The organism is Cupriavidus sp. SZY C1, assembly GCF_032190535.1.
Taxonomy (GTDB): domain Bacteria; phylum Pseudomonadota; class Gammaproteobacteria; order Burkholderiales; family Burkholderiaceae; genus Cupriavidus; species Cupriavidus pauculus_C.
The window spans coordinates 711,366-723,513 of sequence record NZ_JAUANU010000001.1 but is presented as its reverse complement, the minus strand read 5'-3'; the positions used below and the strand labels follow the sequence as shown (position 1 = coordinate 723,513).

General features: G+C 68.1%; 13 protein-coding genes. 8 read left to right on the top strand and 5 right to left on the bottom strand.

The window, feature by feature from the left end; all coding sequences use genetic code 11:
* Positions 1 to 11: 11 nt before the first annotated feature.
* Positions 12 to 1,064: a tRNA preQ1(34) S-adenosylmethionine ribosyltransferase-isomerase QueA gene (queA, locus tag QTN24_RS03400; protein WP_313835300.1), complete on the bottom strand. Its 1,053-nt coding sequence runs from the start codon at positions 1,062 to 1,064 to the stop codon at positions 12 to 14.
* Positions 1,065 to 1,242: 178 nt separating this feature from the next.
* Between queA and recG the strand changes: the two genes are divergently transcribed.
* From recG to ubiA, 5 genes are all read left to right on the top strand, one after another.
* A complete protein-coding gene (gene recG / locus QTN24_RS03395; RefSeq protein WP_313835299.1) occupies positions 1,243 to 3,426 on the top strand; it encodes an ATP-dependent DNA helicase RecG in 2,184 nt (727 codons plus the stop codon).
* Positions 3,427 to 3,547: 121 nt separating this feature from the next.
* Positions 3,548 to 4,504 (top strand): LysR substrate-binding domain-containing protein, encoded by a 957-nt coding sequence (locus QTN24_RS03390; protein ID WP_313835298.1) that lies wholly within the window; start codon positions 3,548 to 3,550, stop codon positions 4,502 to 4,504.
* Between the two features lie 227 nt (positions 4,505 to 4,731).
* Entirely contained in the window at positions 4,732 to 4,917 is a 186-nt protein-coding gene (locus QTN24_RS03385; protein ID WP_124683313.1) for a hypothetical protein, read from the top strand.
* Positions 4,918 to 5,001: 84 nt separating this feature from the next.
* The gene (locus QTN24_RS03380; protein ID WP_124683314.1) at positions 5,002 to 5,487 is read left to right on the top strand and encodes a Dps family protein; all 486 of its coding nucleotides are present in this window, start codon (positions 5,002 to 5,004) and stop codon (positions 5,485 to 5,487) included.
* Between the two features lie 98 nt (positions 5,488 to 5,585).
* Positions 5,586 to 6,470, top strand: coding sequence for a 4-hydroxybenzoate octaprenyltransferase (gene ubiA, locus QTN24_RS03375; RefSeq protein ID WP_124683315.1), 885 nt, complete (start codon positions 5,586 to 5,588; stop codon positions 6,468 to 6,470).
* Positions 6,471 to 6,554: 84 nt separating this feature from the next.
* Here ubiA and proC read toward each other — a convergent pair whose 3' ends face one another.
* The gene (gene proC, locus QTN24_RS03370; RefSeq protein ID WP_313835297.1) at positions 6,555 to 7,373 is read right to left on the bottom strand and encodes a pyrroline-5-carboxylate reductase; all 819 of its coding nucleotides are present in this window, start codon (positions 7,371 to 7,373) and stop codon (positions 6,555 to 6,557) included.
* Positions 7,374 to 7,451: 78 nt separating this feature from the next.
* Positions 7,452 to 8,141 (bottom strand): YggS family pyridoxal phosphate-dependent enzyme, encoded by a 690-nt coding sequence (locus tag QTN24_RS03365; protein WP_313835296.1) that lies wholly within the window; start codon positions 8,139 to 8,141, stop codon positions 7,452 to 7,454.
* Positions 8,142 to 8,250: 109 nt separating this feature from the next.
* On the opposite strand from QTN24_RS03365, the gene QTN24_RS03360 reads away from it, so the two are divergent.
* From QTN24_RS03360 to QTN24_RS03350, 3 genes are read left to right on the top strand one after another with little or no spacing between them, the layout of a single operon-like run.
* Positions 8,251 to 9,294: a type IV pilus twitching motility protein PilT gene (locus tag QTN24_RS03360; RefSeq protein WP_124683318.1), complete on the top strand. Its 1,044-nt coding sequence runs from the start codon at positions 8,251 to 8,253 to the stop codon at positions 9,292 to 9,294.
* Positions 9,295 to 9,303: 9 nt separating this feature from the next.
* On the top strand, positions 9,304 to 10,443 hold the full coding sequence (locus tag QTN24_RS03355; protein ID WP_124683319.1) for a PilT/PilU family type 4a pilus ATPase: 1,140 nt from the start codon (positions 9,304 to 9,306) through the stop codon (positions 10,441 to 10,443).
* 55 nt (positions 10,444 to 10,498) lie between these two features.
* Entirely contained in the window at positions 10,499 to 10,993 is a 495-nt protein-coding gene (locus QTN24_RS03350; RefSeq protein WP_313835295.1) for a glutathione peroxidase, read from the top strand.
* Positions 10,994 to 11,027: 34 nt separating this feature from the next.
* Here QTN24_RS03350 and QTN24_RS03345 read toward each other — a convergent pair whose 3' ends face one another.
* Positions 11,028 to 11,720: a YafY family protein gene (locus tag QTN24_RS03345; protein WP_313835294.1), complete on the bottom strand. Its 693-nt coding sequence runs from the start codon at positions 11,718 to 11,720 to the stop codon at positions 11,028 to 11,030.
* 13 nt (positions 11,721 to 11,733) lie between these two features.
* Positions 11,734 to 12,147, bottom strand: coding sequence for a VOC family protein (locus QTN24_RS03340; protein WP_124683322.1), 414 nt, complete (start codon positions 12,145 to 12,147; stop codon positions 11,734 to 11,736).
* Between the last annotated feature and the right edge of the window lies 1 nt (position 12,148).

Here is a 12,148-nt window from a genome sequence, read left to right as displayed (position 1 = left end):
CTCGGATGCGGTCAGTCGCGGCGGGTCAGCAGCATGGCGTCGCCGTAGCTGAAGAAGCGGTAGCGCTGTGCCACGGCGTGGCGGTAGGCGGCGCGGATGGCTTCCACGCCGGCCAGCGCCGACACCAGCATCAGCAGCGTCGACTTCGGCAGGTGGAAGTTGGTGATCAGCGCGTCCACCGCGCGGAAGCGGTAGCCGGGGGTGATGAAGATGTCGGTGTCGCCGTGGCCCGCGTGCAGCGTGCCGTCCGGGGCCGCGGCCGATTCCAGCGCGCGCAGCGACGTGGTGCCCACGGCGATGACCCGGCCGCCGCGCGCGCGGGTTTGGCGCACGGCATCGGCCAGTTCGGGGGTGATCCTGTACCACTCCGAATGCATCTTGTGCTCGGCCAGGTTCTCGGTGCGCACCGGCTGGAACGTGCCGGCGCCCACGTGCAGCGTCAGGAACGCGCGGCGGATGCCGGCGGCGTCCAGCCGCGCGAACAGCGCGTCGTCGAAATGCAGGCCGGCCGTGGGCGCGGCCACGGCGCCGGGGTTGCGCGCGTAGACGGTCTGGTAGCGCGTCTCGTCGTAGGCGTCGGGGTCGTGCGTGATATACGGCGGCAGCGGCAGCCGGCCGTAGCGCTCGATCAGGTCCAGCGCCGGCTCGGGAAAGTGCAGCGTGAAGAACTGGTCGACGCGCGGCCCCACCGTGACCGCGAAGGCGTCGTCAGCCAGCAGGAGCTGGCTGCCTTCGGCGGGCGTCTTCGAGGCCCGCACCTGGGCCAGCACCGTGTGGGTGTCCACCACGCGCTCGACCAGCACCTCCACGCGGCCGCCGCTGGGCTTCTGGCCGAAAAAGCGCGCCTTGATCACGCGCGTGTCGTTGAAGACGAGCAGGTCTTCCGGGCGCAGGTAGTCCAGGATGTCGCTGAACGCGCGGTCCACCAGCCGCACGGCGTCGGCGGTATCGGCGGGCGCTGTCCGTTCCACCACCAGCAGGCGGCTGGCGCTGCGGTCGGGCAGGGCGGACTGCGCGATCAGTTCGGGCGGCAGCGGGAAATCGAAATCGGACAGGGTCAGCATGGGTTCAGCGGGCAAGGCAGCGCCGTACCGAAGGCAATAGGGGGCTGGGCGGCAGTCCTTGCGCGGTGCCGCCGCAGTGATCGGTACGGCATGGGTACAATCGGCGAATCCGACATTGTAAGGCTTGGGCGGCCGGCTTCGCCCGCGCCCTGCTTGTGACTTTCATATTTCCGCGCTGATGCCAGGCACCGCCACCGACCCCCTAGACGACCCCGCGCCCGCCGCCGCCAAGCCGGCCCGGCCCGCCGCAGGACAGGCCGGCAAGCCGGGCACCGGGGCGGCGGACAAGGCCAAGCCGTCATCCGCCATGGCCCGGCTGGCCAAGCTGGGCCTGCGGCGCCCGGTTGACCTGGTGCTGCACCTGCCGCTGCGCTACGAGGACGAAACCACGCTGGAGCCGATCCGCGAGGCCATCCGCCGCGCCGGCATGGGCCTGGCCGCGCAGGTCGAGGGCGAGGTGGTGTCGAACGAGGTCACGTTCCGCCCGCGCCGCCAGCTTGTGGTGAAGATTGCTGACGACACCGGCGAGCTGACGCTGCGGTTCCTGAATTTCTACGGCAGCCAGACCAAGCAGATGGCCGAAGGCATGCGGCTGCGCGTGCGTGGCGAGGTGCGCGGCGGGTTCTTCGGCGCCGAGATGGTCCATCCGACCGTGCGCCCCGTGACCCCCGACGAGCCGCTGCCCGACCGCCTGACCCCGGTCTATCCCGCCACCGCCGGCATCTCGCAGGCGTACCTGCGCAAGGCCATCGGCGGGGCGATGTCGCGCACGCCGATGCCCGAGACGCTGCCCCAGGCGGTGCTGCGCGGCCCGCTGGCATCGCTGAAGCTGGCGCCGCTGCCCGATTGCCTGCGCCTGCTGCACAACCCGCCGCCGCAGGAAAGCGAGGCGGCGCTGGCCGATCGCTCGCATCCGGCCTGGGTGCGCATCAAGTTCGACGAACTGCTGGCGCAGCAGATCTCGCTGCGCCGCTCGCAGGCCGCGCGGCGCGAGAAGAATGCCCCGTCGATGCTGCGCCGGGACGATGGCCTGCTGACGCGCTTCCTGGCGGCGCTGCCGTTCCGGCTCACCGGCGCGCAGGCGCGCGTGGTGGAGGAGATCGCGGCGGACATGGCGCGTCCCCATCCCATGCACCGGCTGCTGCAGGGCGACGTGGGCAGCGGCAAGACCATCGTCGCCGCGCTGGCCGCGTGCCAGGCCATCGACGCCGGCTACCAGGCCGCGCTGATGGCGCCCACGGAAATCCTGGCCGAGCAGCACTTTCGCAAGCTGTCGGCGTGGCTGGAGCCGCTGGGCGTGCCCGTGGCCTGGCTGGCCGGCAGCCTCAAGGCCAAGGCCCGGCGCGAGGCCGTGGCGCGCGCTGAATCGGGCGAGGCGCGGCTCGTGATCGGCACCCACGCGCTGATCCAGGACGGCGTGAAGTTTGCCAACCTGGGGCTGGCCGTGGTCGACGAGCAGCACCGCTTCGGCGTGGCCCAGCGGCTGGCGCTGCGCGGCAAGGCCGGCGAGCCCGGCGCGCCAGGGCCGGTCGACGAGAAGGTGCCGCACCAGTTGATGATGTCGGCCACGCCGATTCCGCGCACGCTGGCCATGACCTACTACGCGGACCTGGACGTGTCCGTGATCGACGAATTGCCGCCGGGCCGCACGCCAATCGTCACGCGGCTGGTCAACGATGCGCGGCGCGACGAGGTCATCGAGCGCGTCCACCACGCCGCGGCCGAGGGCCGCCAGGTCTACTGGGTCTGCCCGCTGATCGAGGAAAGCGAGGCGCTGCAGCTTCAGACCGCGCAGGAAACGTACGAAACGCTGATGGCCGCGCTGCCGGACCTGCGCGTGGGGCTGGTCCACGGCCGCCTGCCGCCGGCCGAGAAGGCGGCCGTGATGGACGACTTCAGCGCCAACCGGCTGCACGTGCTGGTGGCGACGACTGTGATCGAGGTGGGCGTTGACGTGCCCAACGCCTCGCTGATGGTGATCGAGCATGCCGAGCGCTTCGGGCTGGCGCAGCTGCACCAGTTGCGCGGCCGGGTGGGGCGGGGCAGCGCCGAATCGGTCTGCCTGCTGATGTATCAGGCGCCGCTGTCACCCAACGCGCGTGAACGGCTGGCGACGATGCGCGAGACCACCGACGGATTCGAGATCGCCCGCCGCGACCTGGAGATCCGCGGGCCGGGCGAATTCCTGGGTGCCCGGCAGTCTGGCGAGGCGATGCTGCGCTTTGCCGATCTGGAGACCGACGCGTGGCTGGTGGACTATGCGCAGGCGGCCGCCGAAATGATGCTGGCGCAGTTCCCCGAGGCCGTGGAGGCCCATCTGTCGCGCTGGCTGGGCGGGCGCGAGCACTTCCTGAAGGCCTAGGTTGCGCCCGCTCCCTATCTGATCAGTCCGAAAAAGTGGCGCAAGACTGACATTGCTTCTGCGATCTGACAGACGGCGGATTCGAAGTTAAAATCTATCGCCTAACCAGATTTGATTAATCATGACGCTCACCGAACTCAAGTACATCGTTGCCGTAGCGCGCGAGCGCCATTTCGGCCGGGCGGCCGAGGCGTGCTTCGTATCGCAGCCGACGCTGTCGGTCGCCATCAAGAAGCTGGAAGACGAGCTGACCGTGCAGATTTTCGAGCGCGGCACCTCGGAGGTATCGGTGACCGCCATCGGCGAGCAGATCGTCGCCCAGGCCCAGCGCGTGCTGGAGCAAACCATGGCGATTCGTGAAATCGCCAAGCAGGGCAAGGACCCGCTGGCCGGCCCGCTGCGCGTGGGCGTGATCTACACGATCGGGCCGTACCTGCTGCCGGCGCTGGTCAAGCAGATGATCGACACCGTCCCGCAGATGCCGCTGATGCTGCAGGAAAACTATACGAACAAGCTGATCGAGCTGCTCAAGCAGGGCGAAATCGACTGCGCGATCATGGCCGAGCCGTTTCCCGATTCAGGCCTGACCGTCCGGCCGCTCTACGACGAGCCGTTCGTGGTAGCCGTGCCGCGCGGCCACAAGCTGGCCGAGCAGGCCATGGTCGATCCCGATGAACTCAAGCAGCAGACCATGCTGCTGCTGGGCAGCGGCCACTGCTTCCGCGACCACGTGCTGGGCGTCTGCCCGGAGCTGTCGCGGTTCTCGCAGGCCGCGGACGGCATCCAGAAGACCTTCGAGGGCTCGTCGCTCGAAACCATCCGCCACATGGTGGCCAGCGGCGTCGGTATCACGGTGCTGCCGCGCACGTCGGTGCCGGACCTGAAGCCGCGCAACGACATGCTGTCGTACGTGCCGTTTGCCGATCCGGTGCCCGATCGCCGCGTGGTGCTGGCTTGGCGCAAGAGCTTCACCCGGCTGCCCGCCATGGAGGCGCTGGCCAATGCCGTGGCCGCCTGCGACCTGCCGGGCGTGCGCAAGATCGGCGACGCGGAACCCGTCGAGGCCGTGGCCGCCTGATACGCGCCAGGCTTCGGACATACGAGAACGGCAGGGGCGACCCTGCCGTTTTGCCGTCCGGCCCCTGCACCAAGACCCTGTTCGCAACCCGGACATAGTCCCGGACTATCCCATAGTTAAAAAGTATCAAATAGTCACATTCATAGCCGATGACTACACTTCGTCCATCGGTTGCACGCATGCCAGGCGGACATGACGGCAGCCCCCATGGACTCAGGAGAATCATCATGGCAATGCTCGGGCTGTTCGTCAGCGAATTCCGGCAACTGCGCGCGCAGGCGGGCAAGGCAGGCGATACCGCGCGGCTGCGCCGCAAGGTGGTCCGCAAGGAAATCGGCATGGCCGTCGTGGCGCTGGGCGCGATGGTCATGTTCATGGACGCGGCTCGCGGGCTGTCCGTCCTTGTGACTTGAACCTGATACGATAATGGCCGCTGTTCGTCCGCCATGCGCGGGCGGTCGATCCTCGTGGCCTGACCAAGAATGGAGCTGAGAAAAATGGCAAAGAAGAATGAGATGAGCGTGAACATCGGTATTTCGGACAAGGACCGCAAGAAGATCGCGGAAGGCCTGAGCAAGCTGCTGGCCGACACCTACACCCTCTATCTCAAGACCCACAACTTCCACTGGAACGTGACGGGTCCCATGTTCAACACGCTGCATACGATGTTCGAGACCCAGTACACCGAACTGGCGCTGGCTGTGGACTCGATCGCCGAGCGGATCCGCGCGCTGGGCTACCCGGCACCGGGCACCTATCGCGAATTCGCCAAGCTGTCGTCGATCGCCGAGGAAGAGGGTGTGCCCGAGGCCACGGACATGATCCGCAAGCTCGTGGAAGGCCAGGAAGCCGTGGTGCGCACCGCGCGCTCGCTGTTCCCGGTCATCGACGCAGCCGGCGACGAGCCGTCGGCCGACCTGCTGACCCAGCGCATGCAGACGCACGAGAAGACCGCGTGGATGCTGCGCTCGCTGCTGGCCTGATCCCCGTCATGCCCGTCACCGGTTGAACCGGTACAACGCGCCTCGGACCCGTGCCGAGGCGCGTTTTTGCTTGGTAATTCCTGAAGTCCGCCTCCGCCATGTCCCATCCGTCCGCCGCTCCCCACCATCCTGGCCGCCTCGCGCTCTACGCGCGGCTGGTGCGCATCGACAAGCCGATCGGCACGCTGCTGCTGCTGTGGCCCACGCTCTGGGCGCTGTGGATGGCCGCGGAAGGCCCGCCGACGTGGCAAATCTTCTGCATTTTCTTTGCCGGCACGTTCCTGATGCGCTCGGCCGGCTGCGCCATCAACGACTGGGCGGACCGCGACTTCGACCGCCACGTCAAGCGCACCCGCGAGCGGCCGCTGACCGCCGGGCTGATCGCCAGTTGGGAGGCGCTGGCCGTGGCGGCCGTGCTGGCACTGGTGGCGTTCGCGCTGATCCTGCCGCTGAACGGGCTGACCAAGTGGCTGGCCGTGGTGGCGGCGGTGCTGGCCGGCACGTATCCGTTCTTCAAGCGCTTCTTTGCGATTCCGCAGGCGTACCTGGGCATCGCGTTCGGGTTTGGCATCCCGATGGCGTTTGCCGCCATCCAGGCGCAGGTGCCGTTCGTGGCGTGGCTGATGCTGCTGGCCAACGTGTTCTGGGCCGTGGCGTACGACACCGCCTACGCGATGGTCGACCGCGACGACGACCTGCTGCTGGGCATGAAGACGTCGGCCATCACGTTCGGCCGTTTCGACGTGGCCGCGATCATGATCTGCTACGCGGCATTCCTGGGGCTGATGGCCTGGGCGGGCGCGCTGCTGGACCTGGGCTGGCCCTACTACGCCGGCCTGGCCGCGGCAGCCGCGATGGCCGGCTACCACTACACGCTGATCCGCAACCGCGACCGCATGCAATGCTTCGCCGCATTCCGCCACAACAACTGGCTCGGCGCGTGCGTGTTTGGGGGCACGCTGGCGGCGTATCTGGTGAAGTAGGGCAGGGTCGCGTTTGTTTGCTCCCCTATCCCGCAGGCGGGAGAGGGGAGCAAACCTGCGGGCTTCAGACTACGCCCCCAACCTTCAATCCTTCCCGAACTCCGCGCCCATTTCCTTGCCCCGCGCCGCGGCCGCGTGCATGGCCTTGACGAAGGCTTCGGCGATGCCGCCGGCGTCCATGGCGGTCAGGGCGGCGTAGGTGGTGCCGCCTTTCGAGGTCACGCGCTCGCGCAGCAGTGACACCGGCTCGGGCGATTCGGCGGCCAGCGCGGCGGCGCCGCGGAATGTCTCGACGGCCAGCTTGCGGCCCTGCTCGGCCGACAGCCCCAGCTCCCGCGCCGCGCGCTCCATCGCTTCGACGAAATAGAACACGTAGGCCGGGCCGCTGCCGGAGATGGCCGTGACGGCGTCGATCTGGTCGTCGCCATCGACCCAGACGCACTGGCCCACGGCCTCGGCCACCGCCGTGGCGATGGCCCGGTCGCGCTCGGCCAGGCCCGGCGCGGCGGCCAGCCCGGTCATGCCCATGCCGGCCAGCGCCGGGGTGTTGGGCATGGCGCGCACCAGCCGGCTGCGGCCGAGCCAGCGGGCCATGTCCTGCAGCCGGATGCCGGCCGCCACGCTGATGACGAGGTTGTCGGCCAGCAGCGGCATCAGCGGCGCGATGGCGTCGCGGAAATGCTGCGGCTTGACGGCCAGCACGATCACCTCGCTGGCGCCAAAGGTGGCGTCGGGCGCCGCCATGGCCTGCACGCCGGTCTGGGCCAGGCGCTGGCGCACGTCGGCGGACGGGTCGACCACGCGGATCGCGCCGGCGGGCACGCCACGGGCCACCAGGCCGCCGATCAGGGCGGCGGCCATGTTGCCGCCGCCAAGGAAGCCGAAGGTAAGGGAATCGAGCATGAAGTTTCCTGGTAGGCCGGTGCGAAGCGTGTCGACCGGCGTGGTGCGTGGTGCGGTGTCGGGGGGGCTGGCGGCGTGCTACTGCCGCGCGCCGAAGATGGCGGTGCCGATGCGCACCAGCGTGGCGCCTTCGGCAATGGCCGCGTCCATGTCGGCGGACATGCCCATCGACAGCGTGTCCACGTTTAGCCCGGATTGGCGCAGTTGGTCAAGCAGCCCGCGCAGCGCGGCAAACGGCTGGCGCTGGGCGGTGGGGTCCGACGCCGGCGCCGGGATGGCCATCAGCCCGCGCAGGCGCAGGTTCGGCAGTTGGGCGATAGCCTGCGCCAGTGCGGGCACCTCGGCCGGCGCCACGCCGCTCTTGGTGTCCTCGTCGCTGATATTGACCTGGATGCAGACCTGCAGCGGCGGCAGCCCGGCCGGCCGCTGGGCCGACAGCCGCTCGGCAATCCGCAGCCGGTCGATCGCATGCACCCAGTCGAACTGCTCGGCCACCGGGCGCGTCTTGTTGCTCTGCAGGGGGCCGATGAAATGCCACTGGAGCTGGCCGCGCAGGTCGTCCAGCGCGGCAATCTTTTCCACCCCTTCCTGGACGTAATTCTCGCCAAATGCCCGCTGCCCGGCCGCCACCGCCTCGCGCACCCGGGCCGCCGAAACAGTCTTGGAAACCGCCAGCAGCATGACGTCGGAGGGCGCCCTGCCGGCTTGTTGTGCGGCCGCCGCGATGTCATGGTTCACGGCTTGCAAGTTGGCGGCGATTACAGACATAATCCAGCGGAATAATTCCAAGAAGTACAAACAGAAGTACAACAATAAACCGGTAAAGGCCCGGCAAACGGTGTACCGCCAGGGCCTGTTCAGGGTGGGGTCATTATAGATGGACATCGCACAGCTTCTGGCCTTCGCGGTCAAGAACAAGGCTTCCGATCTTCACCTCTCGGCAGACATGCCGCCGATGGTGCGTATTCACGGGGACATGCGCCGCATCAACGTCGCGGCCATGACGCACAAGGACGTCCACGCCATGGTGTACGACATCATGAGCGACGTGCAGCGCAAATCCTACGAAGAGCGGCTGGAGGTAGATTTCTCTTTCGAGATCGCCGGGCTGTCCCGCTTCCGGGTCAACGCCTACAACACCCAGCGCGGCGCCGCGGCCGTGTTCCGGACGATTCCCTCCAAGGTACTGACGCTCGACGACCTGCACGCGCCGGCCGTGTTTGCCGACCTGTGCATGAAGCCGCGCGGGCTGGTGCTGGTGACCGGGCCCACGGGCTCGGGCAAGTCGACCACGCTGGCGGCGATGGTGGACCACCGCAACGACAACGACATGGGCCACATCCTCACGGTGGAGGACCCGATCGAATTCGTCCACAACTCCAAGAAAAGCCTGATCAACCAGCGCGAGCTCGGGCCGCACACGCACTCGTTCGCCAACGCGCTGCGCTCGGCGCTGCGCGAGGATCCGGACGTGATCCTGGTGGGCGAACTGCGCGACCTGGAAACCATCCGCCTGGCGCTGACCGCCGCGGAAACGGGCCACCTTGTCTTTGCCACGCTGCACACCAGCTCGGCGGCCAAGACCATCGACCGGGTCGTGGACGTGTTTCCGCCCGAGGAAAAGGACATGGTCCGCACGATGCTGTCCGAATCGCTGGAAGCGGTCATCTCGCAGACGCTGCTCAAGACGCGCGACGGCAACGGCCGGACCGCCGCGCACGAGATCATGATCGCCACGCCGGCCATCCGGCACCTGATCCGCGAGAACAAGATCGCCCAGATGTACTCGATGATGCAGACGTCCAGCGGCCTGGGCATGCAGACGCTGGACCAGTGCCTGAGCGACCTGATCAAGCGCGGCATGATCAACTACAACGACGCGCGGGCGATTGCCAAGAATCCTGACGCCTTCATGGGATAAGGAGCCAGCATGCTAGACCGCGAAAGCGCATCGAAGTACATCAACGACCTGCTGGAGCTGATGGTGAACAACCGCGGCTCGGACCTGTTCATCACGTCGGAATTCCCGCCCGCGATCAAGGTGGACGGCAAGATCACGCCGGTGTCGCAGCAGCCGCTGAACCCGACGCAGGCCCTTGGGCTGGTGCGATCGATCATGAACGAGCGCCAGGTGAAGGAGTTCGACGACACGCGCGAGTGCAACTTCGCCATCACGGCGCCCAACGCCGGGCGGTTCCGCGTATCGGCGTTCATCCAGCAGGGCCGGGCCGGCATGGTGGTGCGGACGATCAACACGCGCATCCCGTCGGTGGAGGACCTGGACCTGCCGCCGTCGCTGCATGACATCGTCATGTCCAAGCGCGGCCTGGTGATCGTCACCGGCGCCACGGGGTCGGGCAAGTCGACGTCGCTGGCGGCGATGCTGGACCACCGCAACGCGCACTCGTACGGCCACATCATCACGATCGAGGACCCGATCGAGTACGTTCACGCGCACCAGAACTGCATCGTCACGCAGCGCGAGGTGGGCATCGACACCGAGTCGTGGCACATCGCGCTCAAGAACACGCTGCGCCAGGCGCCCGACGTGATCCTGATCGGCGAAATCCGCGACCGCGAGACCATGGAGTACGCGATGCAGTACGCCGAGACGGGCCACCTGTGCCTGGCCACGCTGCACGCGAACAACGCCAACCAGGCCATCGACCGGATCGTCAACTTCTTCCCCGAGGAAAAGCGCCAGCAGTTGCTGATCGACCTGTCGCTGAACCTGAAGGCGATGATCTCGCAGCGGCTGCTGCCGCGCGCCGGCCGCAAGGGCCGCGTGCCGGCCGTGGAGATCATGATCGGCACGCCGCTGGTGGCGGACCTGATCTTCAAGGGCGAGATCCACGAGCTCAAGGAAGTCATCAAGAAATCGCGCGAGCAGGGCATGATCTCGTTCGACCAGGCGCTGTTCGAGCTGTACGAGGCCGACAAGATCACGTACGAGGACGCGCTCAAGAACGCCGACTCGCTGAACGACCTGCGCCTGATGATCAAGCTGCACAGCACGCGCCACCGCGACGCGGACCTGGGCGCCGGTACCGAGCACCTGAACGTGATCTGACGCGCCGGGAGCCGGGCGCGGTATCCTTGCGCCCATCCCCACCAGGAGACCGACGATGCAAAACGTCTACCAGTTCGAAGCCAGCTCGCTGGCGGGCCAGCCGGTGCCGCTGGCCGACTTCCGCGGCAAGGTGCTGCTGATCGTCAACACGGCGAGCGAGTGCGGGTTCACGCCGCAGTACGCGGGGCTGCAGGCGCTGCAGGACGCCTACCAGACGCGCGGTTTCGACGTGCTGGGCTTTCCGTGCAACCAGTTCGGCAAGCAGGAGCCCGGCGATGCCGAGCAGATCGGCGCGTTCTGCGAGTCGCGCTTCCACGTCACGTTTCCGATGTTCGCCAAGATCGACGTGAACGGCGCCGACGCCCACCCGCTCTACAAGTGGCTGACGTCCGAGAAGCCGGGCCTGCTGGGGACCCAGGCGATCAAGTGGAATTTCACCAAGTTCCTGCTGCGCCGCGACGGCACGATCTTCAAGCGCTACGCGCCGACGACCAAGCCCGACGAAGTCCGCGCCGACATCGAGACGCTGCTGAGCGACCCGGGCGCCTGAGCGCCTCAGCCCTGTATCGCCGCCACCGCCACGGTCAGCCGTGGCAATCGTTGCTGACCGCCCGCAGGAAGCCGTTGAGCGAGCGGTCGGACGTTTCCTGGAAGTGCTCGGCCAGCATGGTGAGCTGGCGGCAGCGGTCGAGCCGGAAGCTGCGGTAGTCCTCGCGCGCCGTGCACCACGCCGCCACGAGCCAGACATTGCCCCAGAAGAACAGCCCCAGCGGCTGCACCACGCGCACGGTGTCGCGCTGCTGCGCGTCGCGGTAATCGATCTGCAGCAGCCGCTGCGCGCCGATGGCCGTGTGGACGATGTCGAACGCGTCGCGCACGGCCGGCTGGTTCACGTACTCGGGCGCGAAGATCCGGCTCTGCTGGGCGGCCAGCCGGCGCTGCGGCGGCAGCGCGCCCATCAGCTTTTCCAGCGACGGCTCGGCCGCGGCGGCCAGCGCGCCGCCGCCCCACGCCTTGAGCAGGCGCAGGCCGGCCACCATCGCCTCTACCTCCAGCGACGTGAACATCAGCGGCGGCACGTCGTAGTCGGGCCGCAGCCGATAGCCGATGCCAGCCTCGCCCTCGACGGGCACGCCGGACAGCGACAGCGCCTGGATATCGCGATAGACCGTCCGCTCGGACACGCCCAGCCGCTGGGCCAGCAGCGCCGCCGTGGTCAGGCGGCGGCCTCGCAGGACCTGCACGATCTGGAAGAGGCGGTCGGCGCGTCGGCTCATGGCGGATGGCGGGTCAGTAGGCGGCGGCGGTCTCGGCCGGCTGCGCTTGCGGCATCGTGGCCGGCTCGTGCAGGCCGATCCGGTTGCCTTCGCTGTCGGTGATGTGGGCGTAGCGGCCCATGTTGTCGGGTAGCTGCACCGGCCCGCGCACGGTCCGGCCGCCGGCGTAGGCCACGCGGGCCAGCATGTCGTCCAGCTGCGGCGCGTTCAGGTACGGCACCGGCCCGTAGAACGCGCTGGAGCGGTACTGGTCGCCGCGCACCAGCGCGCCGCCATCGACGTGGGTGAACACCGCAAGCTCCTCGTCGCCAAGGGTCTCCCGGCGCAGCGGATGCTCGAACACCGCCTCGTAGAACTGGATCGCGCGCTGCATGTCGGTCACCGGAATTTCGAGCCAGTTGACCAGGGCATTGGATGGTTGGGCCATG